The 18937-nt window shown below is 30.5% G+C and carries 18 protein-coding genes; 2 read left to right on the forward strand and 16 right to left on the reverse strand.

Translation table 11 applies throughout. From position 1 onward, the window contains the following. Positions 1–26: 26 nt before the first annotated feature. Entirely contained in the window at positions 27–4046 is a 4020-nt protein-coding gene (locus ACFO3U_RS05395) for a T9SS type B sorting domain-containing protein (protein ID WP_379738864.1), read from the forward strand. Here ACFO3U_RS05395 and ACFO3U_RS05400 read toward each other — a convergent pair. The 7 genes from ACFO3U_RS05400 to gcvP form a co-directional block, all read right to left on the reverse strand. After that, a complete protein-coding gene (locus ACFO3U_RS05400; RefSeq protein ID WP_379738867.1) occupies positions 4043–4813 on the reverse strand; it encodes an ABC transporter ATP-binding protein in 771 nt (256 codons plus the stop codon). The two genes, ACFO3U_RS05395 and ACFO3U_RS05400, sit on opposite strands and share 4 nt — an antisense overlap. Then, on the reverse strand, positions 4810–5559 hold the full coding sequence (locus ACFO3U_RS05405; protein ID WP_379738870.1) for an MlaE family ABC transporter permease: 750 nt from the start codon (positions 5557–5559) through the stop codon (positions 4810–4812). Before ACFO3U_RS05405 ends, ACFO3U_RS05400 begins: the two co-directional genes overlap by 4 nt. 48 nt (positions 5560–5607) lie before the next feature. After that, positions 5608–6456, reverse strand: coding sequence for a glycosyltransferase family 2 protein (locus ACFO3U_RS05410; protein ID WP_379738873.1), 849 nt, complete (start codon positions 6454–6456; stop codon positions 5608–5610). Between the two features lie 27 nt (positions 6457–6483). Further along, complete coding sequence (locus tag ACFO3U_RS05415; RefSeq protein WP_379738876.1) at positions 6484–7011, reverse strand: class I SAM-dependent methyltransferase; 528 nt, start codon at positions 7009–7011, stop codon at positions 6484–6486. Between the two features lie 67 nt (positions 7012–7078). Beyond that, a complete protein-coding gene (locus ACFO3U_RS05420; RefSeq protein ID WP_379738880.1) occupies positions 7079–8137 on the reverse strand; it encodes a 3-oxoacyl-ACP synthase III family protein in 1059 nt (352 codons plus the stop codon). Positions 8138–8280: 143 nt separating this feature from the next. Beyond that, the gene (locus ACFO3U_RS05425; protein WP_379738883.1) at positions 8281–8652 is read right to left on the reverse strand and encodes a group III truncated hemoglobin; all 372 of its coding nucleotides are present in this window, start codon (positions 8650–8652) and stop codon (positions 8281–8283) included. A 130-nt stretch (positions 8653–8782) separates the two neighbouring features. Next, entirely contained in the window at positions 8783–11626 is a 2844-nt protein-coding gene (gene gcvP, locus ACFO3U_RS05430; protein WP_379738886.1) for an aminomethyl-transferring glycine dehydrogenase, read from the reverse strand. 171 nt (positions 11627–11797) lie between these two features. Between gcvP and ACFO3U_RS05435 the strand changes: the two genes are divergently transcribed. Further along, positions 11798–12613, forward strand: a complete 816-nt coding sequence (locus ACFO3U_RS05435) for a UbiA prenyltransferase family protein (RefSeq protein ID WP_379738889.1) — start codon at positions 11798–11800, stop codon at positions 12611–12613. Here the strand turns inward: ACFO3U_RS05435 and ACFO3U_RS05440 are convergent. The 9 genes from ACFO3U_RS05440 to purE form a co-directional block, all read right to left on the reverse strand. Beyond that, positions 12596–13048, reverse strand: coding sequence for an SRPBCC family protein (locus ACFO3U_RS05440; protein WP_379738892.1), 453 nt, complete (start codon positions 13046–13048; stop codon positions 12596–12598). The two genes, ACFO3U_RS05435 and ACFO3U_RS05440, sit on opposite strands and share 18 nt — an antisense overlap. 58 nt (positions 13049–13106) lie before the next feature. Further along, positions 13107–13493, reverse strand: a complete 387-nt coding sequence (locus ACFO3U_RS05445) for a hypothetical protein (RefSeq protein WP_379738895.1) — start codon at positions 13491–13493, stop codon at positions 13107–13109. A gap of 11 nt (positions 13494–13504) precedes the next feature. Next, positions 13505–13849, reverse strand: coding sequence for a hypothetical protein (locus ACFO3U_RS05450; RefSeq protein ID WP_379738898.1), 345 nt, complete (start codon positions 13847–13849; stop codon positions 13505–13507). Next, positions 13846–14757, reverse strand: a complete 912-nt coding sequence (locus tag ACFO3U_RS05455) for a TIGR01777 family oxidoreductase (RefSeq protein ID WP_379738902.1) — start codon at positions 14755–14757, stop codon at positions 13846–13848. The genes ACFO3U_RS05450 and ACFO3U_RS05455 overlap by 4 nt, the downstream gene beginning before the upstream one ends. Further along, positions 14747–15073: a hypothetical protein gene (locus ACFO3U_RS05460; protein ID WP_379738905.1), complete on the reverse strand. Its 327-nt coding sequence runs from the start codon at positions 15071–15073 to the stop codon at positions 14747–14749. The genes ACFO3U_RS05455 and ACFO3U_RS05460 overlap by 11 nt, the downstream gene beginning before the upstream one ends. A 149-nt stretch (positions 15074–15222) precedes the next feature. Next, on the reverse strand, positions 15223–15726 hold the full coding sequence (locus tag ACFO3U_RS05465) for a GbsR/MarR family transcriptional regulator (RefSeq protein WP_379738908.1): 504 nt from the start codon (positions 15724–15726) through the stop codon (positions 15223–15225). Between the two features lie 92 nt (positions 15727–15818). Next, a complete protein-coding gene (locus ACFO3U_RS05470) occupies positions 15819–16283 on the reverse strand; it encodes a hypothetical protein (RefSeq protein ID WP_379738911.1) in 465 nt (154 codons plus the stop codon). 12 nt (positions 16284–16295) lie between these two features. After that, positions 16296–18320, reverse strand: coding sequence for a M3 family metallopeptidase (locus tag ACFO3U_RS05475; RefSeq protein WP_379738914.1), 2025 nt, complete (start codon positions 18318–18320; stop codon positions 16296–16298). 140 nt (positions 18321–18460) lie between these two features. Then, a complete protein-coding gene (gene purE / locus ACFO3U_RS05480; protein WP_379738916.1) occupies positions 18461–18937 on the reverse strand; it encodes a 5-(carboxyamino)imidazole ribonucleotide mutase in 477 nt (158 codons plus the stop codon).

An 18937-nucleotide genomic window follows, 5' to 3' on the forward strand; every position in this document is an offset into this window, starting at 1 on the left:
AAAATCGAATTTTTAATTATCTATTTATGGGAAGAAAAATACTTTTTACGTTTTTTGTTTTCTTGTTTTTTTCTAACCAAAAAACATTGGCATTAGATTTACAATTAACTGTAACAAATGAAACCTGTACAGGGAATGGTTCTTTAGCTTTTACAGTAACCAATCAAACATCTGGAGTGCCTATTTTTTATAGTGTTTATTTACTGCCAAACACAACTACACCAATTGCAACTGTTTCTGGAAGTTCATACGGAGGTTTAGTTGCTGGAAACTATTTAGTTATAGCTTCACAAACAGTAAATGGTGTTCAAACAACAGCAAGTCAAACAGCTACAATTGCCAATAATATTATTCCTCTAACTTTTTCGATTACTGGGACAAACATTTTGTGTGGTAACGATGGAACAATAACAGTTAGTGCTTCCGCAACTGCAGTTTCTTATCAAATTATAGCTGGTCCAATTACAACAGGAGTTCAAGCAAGTAATGTTTTTACAGGTTTAGTTGCAGGAATTTATAACATAAGAGTTGTGGATAATTGTGGAGATGGTACGGTTCAGGCATTTACATTACTAACAACAACTTCTTCTCTTCAAATTTTTCAACCAGTTTTATTGCAAATTTTAGGATGTAATTCAATTAGTGTTTCTCATAATATATCTTCAGGATCAGGAACTCAAATAGTTTATCCTTTGACAATTCAGACTACAATTATTCCTCCAACTGGTCCACAAATTGTTACAAATCAAGTAATTTCTTCTGGAACATCTTTTAATTTGACTATTCCAACTTCAAACAACCAATCATATCCTTATAACTTATTAATAACTGATGGTTGTGGTAATATATATACTCTTAACAATAATAATGTAACATTTACACCTATAGAAATTTCAGATCCGTCTTTAGATGTTTCTTCAACAGCTACTTGTACAGCTGTGAATGTTGTGCATACACTTGATTTAGATGATACAAATGTATTTTTATATCCAATAACAGTGCAAACTACTATTCATCCACCAGCTGGAGCTGATATTATTCTCAATCAGACCATCTCTTCTGGGACAACCTCAATTAATTTGGCAATTCCAATGGAAAATAATGTTTCTTATGCTTACGATGTTTTGTTAACGGATGCTTGTGGAAACACTTATGTTCTTAATAATAATAGTATAGAGTTTAATATTAGCTTAGAGGCAATTACTGGTATTGCAGGTTGTAATGATAATTTTGTGGAATTAGCACTTTTGAATTTTGTTCCACCTTACAATTTAAATTTTATAACTTTTCCACCTGGTTTTAATCCTTCAAGTTATAATACAAATTTTCCAGGACCTTATAATGATGGTAGTACTTTTTTTGGAGGCTTGGGCAATTCATTACCTCCAGGAACTTATGTCGTAGAGGTAATTGATAGTTGTGGAACTATTTCGCAAGTGACATTTGTTATTTTGCCTCCTCAAACAACTATTGTAGAGGATTTAACTGTTCCTTCTGAGTGTGGATTAAGTGCTGGCTCTATATCATTGTTTTTTAACCCTATAAAAGAAATTGATTCTGTAATATTAACAGCTGCTCCATCTAGTTATTCAAATCCAGTTCCTCAAGATGTTTCTACATTTATAGGTACTAATAATGTTTTCCTTTTAGAAAATATACCTGCTGGAACTTACTCTTTTACGTTGACAGACGTTTGTGGAAATACTTATACACACAACGCAACAGTTGATGCAATTGCAGGAAATATTGGTGTTGGTTATAGACCAGGTTGTACTTTAGATATGACATCGATTGTTATTAATGTACAAAATTCAATTATAACTTATGCTGAAATTTTAGAGGCACCAGCTTCTTTTGCATTTGCCTTGCCATACAATATATCCTCAAACATTGCATCAAACGGTTCATTGTATATGAATTCTTTACCTGGAGGACAATATAAATTCAGAGTTATTGATAATTGTGGTTTTGATAGAACTAAGATTAGTGTAGTTGAAGGTTTGAACGCAGGAAACACATCTATTAATATTGCAGAAAATTGTGGTTCATTTAATTTGCAATTAGCACATACAAGTAATGGAAATTACATATCATCATTTTGGTTACAAAAATATAACGCAACAAATGGTGTTTGGGAGCATCCTTCTACTGGGTTTGATTATATACCTGGTAACAGTCTAAATGCAACTAATGCTGTGCAATTAACTAACAACGCAAATAATATAAACTTAGCTTATTCAGGTTTGTTTAGAATTGTAAAAATGTTTTTTAATTATTCTAATGGTTCATCAAGTTTAAACAGATGTATTGTAGTTTTAGATGAGTTTGAATTTCAAGGTGGTCCAAAAATTATTGACGCATATGCTTTCCCATGTTTAAATAATACTCAAGAGGTTGTAATTATTGCCACTGGTTTGCCTCCTCTTCAATACAGTATTACACTAAAAGATGGATTGCCTTTTGTTGTAAGTAATGGTACTTCAAATACTTTTTCAGGATTAGCTCCAGCAACTTATAATTTTAAAGTAGAAGATGTATGTGGCAATTTTGTAAATAGGTTGTTTGACGTAAATTTATTGCCAGAACCAGAAATCATAGCTTCTAATCTTTGTAATGGAACAAATGGTCAATTAGAAATTCAAGATTTTCCATTTGTTACTTATGAGTGGTATAATACTCTAAATCCAACGGTAATATTAAGCACTTCAAATATTTTGCAGTTTTCTCCTTTTAATAGTGCAAGTGACACGGGTACTTATGCAGTTCAATTGTCCACAACAAATGCCAATAGCTGTATAAACCAAACTATAGAATATACAATAAGTCCAAATGGTTTCAACCCTAATGCTGGTGCTGATAATGCTTCATCAATATGTAGAGAAAATACACAAATAAGTTTAAATTCATTTTTAGCAAACCCACATGATAATGGTGGAATATGGACAGACTCAAATGGAGACCCTGTTAGTGCTACAATTAATCCAACTGATTATGCTGTAGGAAACCATATTTTTACATATACAGTTAATGGATTTTGTGCTGTTTCAGACGAAGCAACAATTACAATTACAATCAAAGATTTACCAGCTTCTCCAGTTTTATCGGCTCCAAGTCCAATTTGTGTGGGTGATGATGTTCTGCTTGAAGCTAGTTTGATTACTAACGCTACTTATTTTTGGACAGGACCAAGTGGTTTTACTTCAACACATCAAAATCCATTGATTACAAGTTTTGATAGTACAAACGATGGAACTTATTTTGTTTATGTAACTGTAGATGGTTGTAATTCTGCAACAGAACAAATGGTTGTAAACAGTAATCCTATTCCAGATTTTTCTATTGATGGAACAACTTCAATTTGTATTGGACAAAATGAAACATTGACAATCACTCCAACAAATTTTAATGTAAATTCAGCTACTATAGAATGGTATTATGAAAACAGTTTGCTTTCAAATACAGCTTCAACGTTACAGATTTCAGAAACAGGAAATTATAGTGTGATTATTAATAATAATGGATGTGCCAATCAAAAAGATATTGAAATTATTGAAAAAATAAATTCATTTGATGTGGTTTTAGAACAAGGTTGTAATGGTAAAAACTATGAAATAAACATTGTAAATTCAAGCGACTTTTCTAATGCAACTTATTCCTGGACAGGACCAAATGGTTTTGTTAGCTTTACGCAAAATATAGTAGTTCCAAATTTAGAGATAGGAACATATAATGTTGAGGTCACAGATGCTCTAGGCTGTAAATCAAGTTCATTTGCAGTTGTTGAAAACACAAATTGTTTTATTCCTAATGGTTTTTCACCAGATGATGATGGAATAAATGATTATTTTGATTTAACAGGATATAATGTGAAGAAAATTTACATTTATAACAGATACGGACGATTAGTTTATGATAAAGATAATTATATAAACGAATGGAAAGGTCAAACCAACGATAATAAACGTTTGCCAGCTTCAACCTATTACTATGTTTTAGAATTTAATGAAGGAGAAAGTAAAACAGGTTGGGTTTACGTTTCTTATTAATTTTGATCTTCTTCAATATACATTTTTCTGACTTTTTTGAATAATTCAGATGAATAAACAAAATCGGTAACGGCTTCATTATCGGTTTTAAAGATTTCTCTATTAGAACCTTCCCAAGCTACTAATCCATTTTTTAAGAAAACAATTTTTTCACCAATTTCCATTACAGAGTTCATGTCGTGTGTATTAATTACAGTTGTAATGTTATATTCTTCTGTAATTTCTTTAATCAAATTATCAATAACAATGGCTGTTTTTGGATCTAAACCCGAATTTGGTTCATCACAAAAAAGATATTTTGGGTTATTTACAATTGCTCTTGCAATGGCAACACGTTTTTGCATTCCACCTGAAATTTCAGAAGGTTTTTTATCGTTTGCATCGATTAGGTTTACTCGATTAATTACAAAATTAACACGTTCACTAATTTCCGCTTTTGTCTTTTTGGTAAACATCGTAAGTGGAAAACCAATATTCTCTTCAACAGTCATACTATCAAACAAAGCACTACCCTGAAAAACCATTCCTATTTCAGTTCTTAGTTCTCTTTTTTCATCATTTGATAGGTTAGAATAAATTCTGCCATTAAATGCAATAGTTCCAGTTTCAGGAGTATGAATTCCCAATAATGACTTCAAGAAAACCGTTTTTCCAGAACCACTTTGACCAATAATTAAATTCGTTTTTCCAGCTTCAAAAGTTGTGGATATTCCTTTTAATACTTTTTGGTCACCAAAAGTTTTTTCTAAATTTTTAACTTCTATCATGAGCTTAAAAGGAGTTGAGTTAATACATAGTTAATCAAAATAATTACAACTGAAGTCCAAACAAAGGCAACAGTACTAGCTTTTCCTACTTCAAGAGCTCCACCTTTCATATAATAACCATGAAATGATGGTATAGTTGCTAAAATAAATGCAAACACACAAGTTTTAATAAAAGCATAAGTAATATGAAAAGGAATAAAATCGGTTTGAATACCTTCAATAAATTCAGCACTAGATGTAAAACCTCCATAAACTCCAGCCATCCAGCCACCAAGAACTCCTAAAAACATACTAATTCCAATTACAAAAGGATATAGTAGAAGAGCAATAAGTTTAGGGAAAACCAAATAATTAAGTGAATTTACACCCATAACTTCTAAAGCATCAATTTGTTCGGTAACACGCATAGTTCCTATACTTGAAGTAATGAATGAACCCATTTTACCAGCCATAATTATGGATATAAAAGTTGGAGCAAATTCTAAGATTACAGATTGTCTAGTTGCAAATCCAATTAAGTGTTTTGGAATTAAAGGATTTGTTAAGTTTAAAGCTGTTTGAATGGCTACAACACCACCAACGAAAAAAGAAATAAAAGCTACAATTCCCAATGAATCAATGATTAAGTCATCAATTTCCTTAAAAATAAGTTGTCTCATGACTTTCCATTTGGTAGGTTGCTTGAAAATTTCTTTCAGCATTATAAAATAACGACCTATCTGAGTTAGGTATCGAATTAGCATCATAGTTTTAAAATATATTCAAAAATACTAATTTGTTTGCATTTAAATTGGTTAGATAAGTTTTTCTTTTATTTTTTTCCAACGATAGTTTCTAATAAACTTCGCTTGCTCTTTCGTAACAAATAATTCCTTTCCTGATGCTTTAGCTTTCCAAAAACCATTTATGTAATCTATAAAAAGGAAAGGTTTTCTCTTTCGTAAAGCTAGTTTTAAAGATGCAATTGCTGTAATCCAAAAACCATAACCCAAACTATAAAACGCTTCTCCTTGTTTATAACGAGCTGCTTTGTTGTAATTGGCTCCAGTTGGTTTTAAGTGTTTTACATGTAAGGTTTCATCTGTAACAACTTTCCAATTGTAAAATTTACATAGTAATTCGTCCACAGTATCCCAACCCATAGCAGCTTTTAAACCACCAATTTGTTTAAAAGTTTCTTTTCTATAAGCTTTTAATGCACCACGAATATGGTCTTTATCGGTTAAGTTTTCTAAAACCCATTCATCATTTTTCTCAATATAACAAAAACCACCAACCATTCCAATTGAATCATCAGACTTAAAGTGATTTAAAATAGTTTCAAAGTAATTTAAAGGTAAAATTAAGTCTGAATCTAGTTTTACAATGACATCATATTCATCGTCTAATTGCGATAACCCTTGGTTAAATGCCTTAATGACTTTGCTTCCAGGTAAATGAATGGATTCAGAATTGTTTTTGATTGTAGTTATAAAGGAGAATCTTTCAGCATATTTTTCAGCAATTTCAAAAGTTTTATCAGTTGAATTATCATCAACTATAACTATTTTTTTGGGTAAAACAGTTTGGTTGACAATTGATTGAAGTGTTAATTCAATAAACTGTTCTTCGTTATAAGCCGGAATGATAATGTAATAGTTCATAAGATAAAATCTATTTTCTATACTCTTTTATCTTTTTTCTCTTTCTGCATAAACTAAATAGTAACGATTAGTAAAGTACCTCAATAAAGGTCTAAAACCAATTTTTTTGACTGGATGTGTAAATTTTATGCTATCTACAATTTTGAAACCTGTTTTCTCTAATAACCAATCTAATTGCCAATCTTCAAATTCGTGATAGTGTCTGTCCCATTTATCTGTTTTACTTCTATAAGCTGATGAAAACCACAATCGCATTGGAATAGAAATTAAAATTTTATTGCATTTTACATTTTCTAAAATGGTATATGGATTTAGTAAATGTTCAAAAATTTCAAAAGCAGTTAAGACAGAATAATCTTCTTTTAGTAAGGTAGTTTGATCATTGTCTAAATCTTCACCTTTAGTGTTTTTTACCGAATAGCCATTCTCATCCATAATTTTAGAAAAAGGATTTGGGACACCTAAATCTAAAATAGATTCATTAGTTGAGATGTGTTTTTTTAAAAAATCTAAAGTAATATTGAATCTTTTGCTTGGATATGTCTTTTCGTACATTGTAAAAGGTTAATTGATTTACAAATTTAATTGTTTCTTACAATTTACAACACATCTTGCAACATTTTTACATTTGGTAAGCAATAGCGTTTATGTTCATTCCAGCACCAACAGAAGCGAAAAGAATAATGTCACCCTTGTTTAACGATTGATTTTCAATTTCACCTTTCATGATTAAGTCATAAAGTGTAGGAACAGTTGCAACACTACTATTTCCTAGTTTATGAATACTCATGGGCATAATTCCTTCAGGATAAGGTTCTTTATAAAGTTTGTAAAAACGTTGAACGATAGCTTCATCCATTTTTTCATTAGCTTGATGAATCAATATTTTCTTAACTTGTTTGATGTTGATATTGGCTTGTTCAAGACATTCCATCATCGCTTTTGGGACATTTGATAAGGCAAATTCATAAATTTTTCGACCATACATTTTAATATAGCGAACATCTGGATCATTATCTTGATTGTATGAATTTCCAAAAAATAAATAATTAGCTTCATCGTAGGTATAAGTTGCTGATTTGTGTGATAAAACACCACCTGCTTCTTCGGTTGCTTCAATAACAGTCGCTCCAGCACCATCAGAGTAAATCATACTATCTCTATCATGTGGATCAACAACTCTTGACAAAGTTTCTGCACCGATAACTAGGCATTTTTTTGCCATTCCTGCTTTGATAAATGCTTGTGCTTGAATGAAGCTTTCAACCCAACCAGGACAACCAAAAAGCATATCATAAGCTACACAACTTGGGTTTTTTATACGTAAATTATACTTGACTTTAGAAGCTAAACTTGGTAGCATGTCACCTTGAATAGCTCCTTTTTTAACGTCACCAAAATTATGAGCAAAAATTATATAATCTAAAGTCTCAGGATCAATATTTGCATCTTCAATGGCTTTTTGAGCTGCAATTGTGGCAATGTCAGAAGTGTTTTGATTTTCTTCAGCATACCTTCTTTCAAGAATACCTGTTATTTCAGTAAATTTTTGTGCTATTACATCATTTGGATAATTAAAAGTCGAACCATCTTCATTTAAAAAATCATGATTTGCAAAATCTTGATTGGTAACTTTTATTGTTGGAATATAACTTCCTGAACCTGTTATTTTGATATTCATCCTGTTAATTTAATGAAGTTTAAATGTAAATTTAATAATTATATATTAGAAAACTTTAATTAATTTATTATGCACGCATACTATTGTCATATTGTTAAAAATGTATAATATATATTGTCAAATCTTTATAATTAATATGTTTTTTATGTAAATTTAATTTGCATTACAGTTGCCATACTCAAAGCGTTGGTTTTCATTTGTTCTGCATATTTACCTTCAAAATTAGCATCTATTGTATTGTAAAAATGAGTTAACCAAGTTTCAAAGTGTTCTTTTTTAAAAGCATGTTTTTCGTTTAAATCTTTATGAATTTGAAACATATTGTTGCTATATCCACCTTTTAAAAAAAGTGATTGCTCCCAAAAAGTAGCTAAAATTTCAAAATGATGTTCTAAATGCTTGTCAACATTCGTTATTTTGGTAAAGTAAAAACTTATGCTCTCATCTATTAAAAGTTTATCATAAAATTCTCTCATGATTAAAAGAATATCTTCTCTATTTTCAATATCATTCATTTTATTAAATTTTAGACAAAGTTAGTATTCTCATGATTCAATTATCTGACTTTTATCATAAAAAAGAAAAAGGTTTCAAAAATTAATTCTGAAACCTTTAACTTCTTATTTCTACCTTCGTACTTCGTGCTTACATATAAGCTTCAATAGGAGCACAACTACAAACTAAATTTCTGTCACCATAAGTTTCATCAACACGACGAACACTTGGCCAAAATTTGTTTTCAGTAACATACTCTAATGGATAAGCCGCTTTTTCTCTTGAATAAGGTAATGTCCAAGTATCAGAAGTTAGCATGTTCAATGTATGAGGAGCGTTTTTTAGTACGTTGTTTGGTTCTTCAATTGTAGCTGCTTCAATTTCTTTTCTGATAGAAATCATCGCATCACAGAATCTATCTAATTCAGAAACATCTTCTGATTCAGTTGGCTCAACCATTAAAGTTCCAGCAACTGGGAACGAAACTGTTGGAGCATGGAAACCATAATCCATTAAACGTTTTGCAATATCAGTAACTTCAATTCCTTTGGCTTTGAAAGCTCTACAATCTAAAATCATTTCGTGAGCAGCTCTTCCTTTTTCTCCAGAATATAGAATTGGATAATGTTCTTCTAAACGAGCTTTCATATAATTTGCATTCAGAATAGCATATTTTGTTGCATTTGTAATTCCTTCTGCACCTAACATACAGATGTAACCATAAGAAATCAAACATACTAAAGCTGAACCATAAGGAGCTCCAGAAATTGCAGTAATAGCTTTTTCACCACCAACATCAACTAATGGGTTGCTTGGTAAGAAAGGAACTAATTTTTCATTAACACAAATTGGCCCAACACCTGGTCCACCACCACCGTGAGGAATAGCGAATGTTTTATGTAAATTCAAGTGACATACATCAGCACCAATGGTAGCAGGATTTGTTAATCCAACTTGAGCATTCATGTTAGCACCATCCATATACACTAAACCACCGTTATCGTGAATAATTTTAGTGATTTCCATAATTGCACTTTCAAAAACTCCATGTGTTGAAGGATAAGTTACCATTAAACATGATAATTCATCTTTATATTGAATTGCTTTTTCCCTTACATCTTCCACATCGATATTACCGTTTTCCATAGTTTTGGTAACGATAATTTTCATTCCAGCCATTGCAGCTGACGCAGGATTTGTTCCATGAGCTGAAGCAGGAATTAAACAAACTGTTCTTTGGTTATCTCCTCTTGACTGGTGATAAGCACGAATAGCCATTAAACCAGCATATTCACCTTGAGCACCAGAATTTGGTTGTAATGTAGTTCCAGCAAAACCTGTAATTACATTTAATTGGTGTTCTAATTTTTTAAGCATTTTAGTATAACCTTGCACTTGATCTAATGGAGCAAATGGGTGAATGGTGTTCCAATAAGGCATACTTAAAGGTAACATTTCAGCAGCTGCATTTAATTTCATTGTACAAGATCCTAAAGCAATCATTGAATGATTTAAGGATAAATCTCTACGTTCTAATTTTTTGATATAACGCATCAGACTTGTTTCAGAATGATATTTGTTGAATACTTCGTGAGTTAAGAATTCCGATTTTCTATTTAAATGCATCGGATAATTGTTTTCCAAAGTATATTCAGAAACTTCAAAAGCTTCTTTGTCAACAGCTTCAGCGAAAATAGCAATTACTTCATTCACATCACTAAATAAAATGGTTTCATTCAATGAAATTGAAATCGTTTCATCGTCAATGTAGAAGAAATTTACTTCTTTACTTTCAGCAATAGCTCTCACTTTTTTAGCATCAGCTTTAACAACAATTGTATCAAAATAAGCAGTATTAGTTTGATAAACTCCTAATTTGTTCAAAGCATCAGCTAGAGTAGAAGCCATTCCGTGCACTTTATCAGCAATATATCTCAAACCATTTGGCCCATGATAAACCGCAAACATTCCAGCCATTACAGACAATAAAACTTGAGCTGTACAAATGTTTGAAGTTGCTTTTTCACGTTTGATATGTTGTTCACGTGTTTGCAATGCCATACGTAAGGCACGATTACCATCAGCATCTTGAGAAACTCCGATAATTCTTCCTGGCATTGAACGTTTATATTCTTCTTTTGTAGCAAAATAAGCAGCATGAGGTCCACCATAACCCATTGGAATTCCAAAACGTTGTGTTGTTCCAACTACTACATCAGCTCCCATTTCTCCTGGAGGAGTTAATTTTACTAAGGATAAAATATCAGCAGCAACCGCTACTTTAATTTCGTTTTCATTGGCTTTTTTGATGAAATCAGCATAATCATAAACTTGACCATATTTTCCTGGATATTGAAGAATTGCTCCAAAATACTCGTTAGAAAAATCAAATTCTTGATGATTTCCAATAACTAATTCTACTCCAATTGGTGTAGAACGTGTTTGTAAAACAGACAAAGTTTGTGGTAAAATCTCTTCAGAAACAAAGAACTTACACACATTATTTTTCTTTTGATCTCTTGAACGAACATCAAATAACAAAGCCATTGCTTCAGCAGCAGCAGTGCTTTCATCCAATAAAGATGCATTTGCGATTTCCATACCAGTCAATTCGATAACTGTAGTTTGGAAATTTAAGATAGCCTCTAAACGACCTTGAGCAATTTCAGCTTGGTAAGGTGTATAGGCTGTGTACCATCCAGGATTTTCAAAAATATTTCTTTGAATGGCTGGTGGAACTATAGTTGGATGATATCCAAGACCAATATATGATTTAAAAACCTTATTAGTACGACCCAAAACTCTAATATGATTTGCATATTCATATTCAGTCATGATGTGTTCCAATTCTAACGGTTTTTTCAAACGAATGTCACTTGGAATTGTTTCATAAATTAATTGATCTAAAGTTTCAACACCAATAGTTTCCAACATTTTTGGCAAATCGTTTTCTCTTGGTCCTAAGTGTCTTAAAGCAAATGAGTCTGTTTTCATTTATGTAAAAGTAAAAGTGTGTAATTGTGTTGTTTTGAATCTGAAAACAAATTTCAGATGGAAGTGCAAAAGTAATTATTATACTTTTAATTTTTTCTTAATTTCACTCGAAATTTTGTCTTTTTTTCAACTAAAAGGCATTCTTATTAACACTTTGATTATTTTTGTGGAATGCGAATTCTAAAATATTTGTTTGACTTTTATATTCAAAGCAGTTTACATGTTGCTTTGGCTGTGTATGCATTGATTAGAATTACATTTTTAAAGTTAAACATTTCTTATGATGAGTCGGTAGCTTATTTTGGTTTTTTTGGAACAATTGTAGGTTATAATTTTATAAAATATGATGAGTTAGCTCGTGTAAAAAAAATAAAATTAACCAAAACTTTTAAAGCAATAATTGTTCTGAGTTTTATTTCATCATTAGCTGCATTTTATTACTTTTTAGAATTAAAAACTAAAACCAAACTAATTGGATTTGGAGCTTTGCTACTCTCAATTTTATATACATTACCTTTTTTTCCACATAAATCCAATATGCGAAATTGGAGTGGTTTAAAAATTTATTTAGTAGCTATTGCTTGGGTTGGAGTTACTGTTCTCTTACCTGTAATAAATGCTGAATTTGATTTTTCAATTTTGGTGATTTTGAAATGTATGCAGCGTTTTATATTGGTTTTTGTTTTGATGTTGATTTTTGAAATAATTGATTTGCAATTTGACGAAAAATCATTAGAAACCATTCCGCAAAAATTGGGTGTGAAGAAAACCAAATGGCTTAGTTATAGTTTGATTTGTTCTTTCTTTGTGATGGATTTTTTTAAACCAAATATTACTTCTCAGCAGTTATTGATTACTTTTTTGGTAGCTTTAATTTTAGCTATCTTTACCTTTTTTGCTACTTCAAAACGCAATAAATATTACACTTCTTTTTGGGTAGAAAGTGTTCCTTTTTTTTGGTTGATTTTGTTATTGGTTTTCAGCTAAATTTTTCAAAACAGCATTTCTAGTTTTAACAAAAGTAATCATGTGTTTTTTTAGAATTAGTCTGTCAAATAGTTTTCCAAAAATTCCAAAAGGAGTTTCGTACATTAAATTGTCAATCATAACCGTTTTGCCATTTTTTTCAATGAAAGAATGTTCATGTTTGAAGGATTTGAATCTTCCTTTTATCATTTCATCAGCAAAATAATCGTGTAATTCCATTTCAGTAATTTTACTTGTATGTGTTAGGTAAATTCCAAAATGTTTGCCTTTCCAAGTTAAGGTTTCATTTAAGTTAATTAAACCAGAAGTTGTTCCAGCAATAGCTTTTTCATTGGTTTTGCTTGCTGAATTTTGATGTACATCAATGTTTCTTGCTAAATCAAAAACGATTTGTTTTGAAGTATTTATTTTGGTGATTAGGTTTATGGTTGTCATGTTTTTTTTAAAATAGAAACCCTTTCAGAGTTTTAAACTCTGAAAGGGTGTTAAATGATTAACCGTTGATTACTATTCTAGCTTCTTTGTGATTTTCTTTAGCTTTTCTTTTTCCTCTGAAGAAGAAGTATAAATTTACAAAAAGCATTATTCCCAAATAAATGGCAAATCCACCGATTTTGTAACTTAATCTTTCGATTAATTCTTGATAGGAATTTTGGTATAAATAAAGTTCTAAAATCATTAAAGCAAATCCGAGATTTAAAAGATAAAATCCCGTTTCGAATAATTTATTGGTTGCTTTTGCAATTTCGTCTCTTCCATTGAAGATGTCTTTCATGTAAATTAAACTGTTTTTAAACAAAGTTTTTGATACATAAATGGTTAGCCCAATTGCAATTGGTAAATAAATAGCGTAACCGATTAAAATTTTTGAAGTTTCCATAAGATGAATATTTAAATTAATTTTTTTACTTGTTTGGTGATGATTAAAATATTGAAATAATGCATTATTCCGATTAAAAATAAAATGATGGATGTTTTGATAGCAATGGTTTCTAATAACTGTGTTTGAGTAGTGATTATGTTCCATTGAACTAAAGTAATAGCACAGTAACCCAAATTGAAAAGATAATAAGCAATCAATAAAACCTGATTAATTTTCAAACACAATTCTTCATGATTTGGAATTAATTGAGCTACAAAAATGTTTCCGTTTGTATAACAGATTTTACCCACTTTTAAAATGATTATTGCTGTTATGGATAAGTAAATGATGTAGCCAATGATGTTTAGGTTCATAATGTTAGGTTTTTAAATGCCTTAGTTAAAGTGTCAAATTCAAATTTAAAACCATTTTCTTGTAATCTTTCAGGAATTACATTTCTACTTTTTAAAACCAATTCAGTTTCTGTTCCAATTATTTTTGCGCCAATTTTTAATATTGGTTTTGGAGTTGGAATTCCAATTGGTATTTTTAAACTTTTTCTTAATTCACTCATAAAATCTCTATTGCGAATTGGTTTTGGTGAAACAACATTTATAATTCCAGTCATTTCTTTTTCAATAATAAATTCGATGGTTCTTGCAAAATCTTTTTCGTGAATCCAGCTTATGAATTGATTTCCTTTTCCTTGTTTTCCACCTAAACCAAACTGTGTTAATCTTTTTAAAGGAATGAATGCACCACCATTTTTGCCTAAAACTATTGAAGTTCTTAAAGCAGTTTTTAATGTTTTTGGAGTATCAGTTTGGAAAAATGCTTTTTCCCAAGCTTTGGCAACATTCATTGAAAAGCCGTTTCCAATTTCTCCGTTTTCTTCTGTCATTTGTTTGTCTTCAGAATGTCTGTAAATTGTGGAAGTGGAAGAATTTAACCAATACTTCGGAGGATTTTTGCATTGTAAAACAGCTTCGTTTAAAATTGAAGTACTATCAATTCTTGATGATAAAATTTCGACTTTGTTTTTGTCAGTGTATCTACAATCAACAGATTTTCCAGCAAGATTGATTAATACATCCGCATTTTCTAATTCTTTTTCCCAACCAGAAAGCGTTTTTGCGTTCCAATTGATATATTTAACTTTGTTTTTAGTTTCAGATTTTCCTCTTGTAAGAATTACAATTTCTTCAAACTTATCTTTAAAATGATTTAAGATAACTTGACCTAGAAAACCTGTTCCTGCTGCTATGATTAGTTTATTTTTCATGATTTTCTTTTAATGAGTAAACAAGTATTGAAAGATACAAGCAAAGTATTGGTGGCAGAAACCAAATCCAATTATCTGCTATTTTAGAAAAGAGTAATAGAAAAAATATTATCACTATTAAGAAATATATTTTAATAGATATACTTTTTGGAAACTTTATCCAATATAATATTCCCAATACTACCTGAATAAGACCTGTAACCATTGTTGAAAGTGCGGCTAGAATAAATAGACCTTCAGCCATAAATCCCAATAATCCAATAAATATTGGAATGAATAATGCAATAGTGTTTAATGATTTTAATTTTGTTTCCATAATTCTTTTTATTTTTAAACTTTCAGAAAAAATTGAAAGTTTTGATTAAATTTTTTTAGGTTAAAGTTTATTTAATTCGTTTTGTTTATTGTTTTTTAATGGTCTCATTGAATAGTTTTTAAGTTTTATATTTTCATTTGATTTAAAAACTATTTCATAATTTTAATAACCAATCTTCCTAACCAATTGTCTTTGAATTCTGTTGCTTTTTCTAACATATTGTCGGCTTTTAGAACAAAGTCGTATAATTTGGTTGTTTGATCAATAAAGTGTCTTTCTTCTTCAGTAGTTTTTGAATCAATAGTAGAAACTTCTTTCAAAACTTTTAAAGCAGGTTTGATTTCTCTTTTACTTCTTTCTCTTGAAATTTTTACAGCTAATTCGTCTAAATCTTTTTCTGCTGTGAAAAATTCTCTTCTTTCACCAGCTTTGTATTCTTTATAAACAATTCCCCAATCCATTAAAGCACGAAGATTCATAGAAGCATTTCCACGGGAAATTTGTAATTCTTCCATAATGTCTTCCATAGAAATAGGTTCGTTGCTAACCATCAAAAGTGCGTGAATTTGAGCCATGGTTTTGTTAATTCCCCATTGACTGCCTAAGGCACCCCAAGTTTGAACGAATTTATTTTTTGCTTCTTTGAATTCCATGAGACAAAGATATATAAAAGTTTTTAAAGTTTCAAAAAAAAATGAAAGTTTGTTTCAAAAAAAACCGAATTGTTTCGAATTCGGCTCTTTATTTAATCTTGATATCTTTTTAAAACCTCTCGTTCTTTATATGATTCTTTCCACATTTCTATTTTGTAAAAATCTTTAGGGTTTTCATCATATGCGGATTTTAGGTTACTTGAATATACACGTATTCTATAATCTCCATTTTCAATTTTAGTTTCCATTTCAACTTCAGAAAACGGACAATCTAGTACTTGTAATACCCCAGAATGAATTTTCAAACTTGCTTCGACAACGTGATCAAATTTACTAAAATTGTCATCTAAATTTTTTGAATTTAAAATTTCAAATAAACAATCTACTATACCTTCATCGTTAGCAATTCCAATTCCTAAAACTCCATCCTCTACAGCAAGTTTATCTTGAAATGCAACTTCTGACCAAAAATTATCTGAACTCGTATTTCCTTTTGCATTTTTATCGTTAATATAAAACTGACCGTAATCTGTTGTAAATTTTAATTTTAATTTCATTAATAGTATTTTCTAAATCAACCCAGCTCGTTTCAACAAAGCTTCAGGCTTAGGTTCTTGACCTCTAAATTTTTTGTACAACGTCATTGGATGTTCTGTTCCTCCTTTTGAGAGTACATTTTCTTTGAATTTTGTAGCCACTTCTTTGTCGAAAATTCCTTTTTCTTGAAAATAAGCAAAAGCATCAGCATCTAAAACTTCTGCCCATTTGTAACTATAATATCCAGAAGAATAGCCACCTTGAAAAATATGCGAAAAAGATGTACTCATGCAATTTTCGGCAACATCAGGATATAGTTTTGTGTTTTTAAAAGCTGCTTCTTCAAAAGATTTTACATCTTCAATAGTTTGCGCTTTTCCATGATAGGCCATGTCTAAAAGTCCGAAACTAATTTGTCTCATCGTTGCAATTCCTTCTAAGAAACTAGCACTTTCTTTGATTTTTTCAACATATTCTTGAGGAATAACTTCTCCAGTTTGGTAATGTTTTGCAAATAAAGCCAAAGCTTCTGGTTCGTAACACCAATTTTCCATCACTTGACTAGGTAATTCCACAAAATCCCAATACACAGATGTTCCTGATAAACTTGGATAAACCGTATTAGCTAACATACCATGTAATCCATGTCCAAATTCGTGAAATAAAGTCGTAACTTCATTAAAGGTTAGGAGTGAAGGTTTGCTTGGTGTTGGTGGTGTAAAGTTGCAAACATTAGAAATATGAGGTCTATCGTTCACACCATTTTTAATAGATTGCGATTTGAATGAAGTCATCCAAGCACCATTTCGTTTTCCTTTTCTTGGAAAAAAGTCAGCGTAAAAAACAGCTACTAATTGGTTTTCAAAATCTAAAACTTCATAGGTTTTTACATCTTTATGGTATTTGTCAATATCAAAAACTTCTTTAAAGGTAATGCCATATAATTTTTCAGCAATCGTGAAAGCTCCGTTTAAAACATTTTCTAGTTTGAAATAAGGTTTTAGTTTCTCATCATCTAAATTAAATAATTTTTGTTTCAATTTTTCAGAATAATAAGCACCATCCCATTTTTCTAAATGATCAATTCCATCTATTTCTTTTGCGAAAGCAGTTAATTCAGTAAATTCTCTTTCTGCAGCAGGTTTCGCTTTTTCCAATAAATCATTTAAAAACGATTTTACTTTATCAGGATTTTGAGCCATTCGTTCTTCTAAAACAAAATGAGCATGAGAAGCATAACCCAATAAATTAGCACGTTCATGACGCAAACGAACAATATCTTTTACATTATTTTGATTATCATATTGATTGTTTTGAAAAGCTTTTTTTCCAGCTGCAATGGCTAATTCTTTTCGCAATTCACGATTATCAGCATAAGTCATAAACGGAATATAACTTGGGTAATCTAAGTTAAAAATCCAACCTTCAATTTCTTTACTTTCAGCTAAATGTTTGGCAGCTTCAATAGCTCCTTCAGGTAAACCTTTTAAATCACTTTCATTTGTGATATGCAATTGATAATTGTTGGTTTCAGCCAAAACATTTTCACCAAAAGTCAGTTTTAATTTGGCTAATTGCGTGTCAATTTCACGAAGTTTTGCTTTTTGTTCGTCATTCAATAAAGCACCGTTTCTAACAAAACTTTTGTATTTTTTATCTAATAAAGTTTGTTGTTCAGTGGTTAAATCCAAACTATCTTTTTGGTCATAAACCGATTTTATTCTTTTGAATAAATCTTCATTTAACGTAATGTCATTACTAAATTCAGTTAATAATGGTGAAACTTCTTGAGCAATTTTTTGCATTTCTTCAGAAGTTTCAGCCGAATTTAAATTAAAAAATATCGATGATAATCTATCCAAAGCATTTCCAGAAAAATCCAAAGCTTCTAAAGTGTTTTCAAAAGTTGGAACTTCTGGATTATTGATAATGGCATCAATTTCGGCTTTAGCTGCTTTGATATTTTCTTCAAAAGCAGGTTTGTAATTTTCCATTTTTATTTGAGAAAATGGAGCTGTTTCGTATTTAGTACTGAATTTTTTTGAAAAAAGTGTCATATGATTTTTTTATTACCGATAAAGTGTATACTTTTACCGACGAAATGATGTTAATTAGTTATAAGCCCTTTTTGCCCCAAGCAAATATTTATTTATGCTTAATTGAATTTCAGATGGCTCCAGAGATGGAGCTTTTTTATTTACAGAGACTCTGAAGATTTTATTACAGCTTCTTTAAGACTTTCTTTATAAAAAATAATTTTATCTAAAACGCATTTGTCAGAAGTTCCGATGATTTGAGCGGCAAGGATTCCAGCATTTTTAGCACCATTTAAAGCGACAGTTGCTACAGGAACTCCACCAGGCATTTGTAAAATAGATAAAACTGAATCCCAACCGTCAATTGAATTACTTGATTTTACTGGAACACCAATTACAGGTAAGGGAGACATAGAAGCCACCATTCCAGGTAAATGAGCAGCTCCACCTGCACCAGCAATAATTACTGAAATTCCACGTGTGTGAGCATTTTTACTAAAATCAAATAATTTTTCTGGAGTTCTATGTGCTGAAACAATATCGACTTCTGTTTCGATGTCAAATCCTTTTAAGATATCTATTGCATCTTGCATTACTGGTAAATCGGATTTTGAACCCATTATTACGGCTACTTTCAT

It is taken from the genome of Flavobacterium ponti, assembly GCF_042652765.1.
Classification (GTDB): domain Bacteria; phylum Bacteroidota; class Bacteroidia; order Flavobacteriales; family Flavobacteriaceae; genus Flavobacterium; species Flavobacterium ponti.

Coding starts and splice junctions, on each gene's coding strand:
- ACFO3U_RS05460 (WP_379738905.1), bottom strand. CDS start 15,073: ATGGAAACAAAATTAAAATCATTAAACACTATTGCATTATTCATTCCA.
- ACFO3U_RS05445 (WP_379738895.1), bottom strand. CDS start 13,493: ATGGAAACTTCAAAAATTTTAATCGGTTACGCTATTTATTTACCAATT.
- ACFO3U_RS05410 (WP_379738873.1), bottom strand. CDS start 6,456: ATGAACTATTACATTATCATTCCGGCTTATAACGAAGAACAGTTTATT.
- ACFO3U_RS05465 (WP_379738908.1), bottom strand. CDS start 15,726: ATGGAATTCAAAGAAGCAAAAAATAAATTCGTTCAAACTTGGGGTGCC.
- gcvP (WP_379738886.1), bottom strand. CDS start 11,626: ATGAAAACAGACTCATTTGCTTTAAGACACTTAGGACCAAGAGAAAAC.
- ACFO3U_RS05415 (WP_379738876.1), bottom strand. CDS start 7,011: ATGTACGAAAAGACATATCCAAGCAAAAGATTCAATATTACTTTAGAT.
- ACFO3U_RS05395 (WP_379738864.1), top strand. CDS start 27: ATGGGAAGAAAAATACTTTTTACGTTTTTTGTTTTCTTGTTTTTTTCT.
- ACFO3U_RS05425 (WP_379738883.1), bottom strand. CDS start 8,652: ATGAATGATATTGAAAATAGAGAAGATATTCTTTTAATCATGAGAGAA.
- ACFO3U_RS05475 (WP_379738914.1), bottom strand. CDS start 18,320: ATGACACTTTTTTCAAAAAAATTCAGTACTAAATACGAAACAGCTCCA.
- purE (WP_379738916.1), bottom strand. CDS start 18,937: ATGAAAGTAGCCGTAATAATGGGTTCAAAATCCGATTTACCAGTAATG.
- ACFO3U_RS05440 (WP_379738892.1), bottom strand. CDS start 13,048: ATGACAACCATAAACCTAATCACCAAAATAAATACTTCAAAACAAATC.
- ACFO3U_RS05455 (WP_379738902.1), bottom strand. CDS start 14,757: ATGAAAAATAAACTAATCATAGCAGCAGGAACAGGTTTTCTAGGTCAA.
- ACFO3U_RS05400 (WP_379738867.1), bottom strand. CDS start 4,813: ATGATAGAAGTTAAAAATTTAGAAAAAACTTTTGGTGACCAAAAAGTA.
- ACFO3U_RS05420 (WP_379738880.1), bottom strand. CDS start 8,137: ATGAATATCAAAATAACAGGTTCAGGAAGTTATATTCCAACAATAAAA.
- ACFO3U_RS05450 (WP_379738898.1), bottom strand. CDS start 13,849: ATGAACCTAAACATCATTGGCTACATCATTTACTTATCCATAACAGCA.
- ACFO3U_RS05405 (WP_379738870.1), bottom strand. CDS start 5,559: ATGATGCTAATTCGATACCTAACTCAGATAGGTCGTTATTTTATAATG.
- ACFO3U_RS05470 (WP_379738911.1), bottom strand. CDS start 16,283: ATGAAATTAAAATTAAAATTTACAACAGATTACGGTCAGTTTTATATT.
- ACFO3U_RS05435 (WP_379738889.1), top strand. CDS start 11,798: ATGCGAATTCTAAAATATTTGTTTGACTTTTATATTCAAAGCAGTTTA.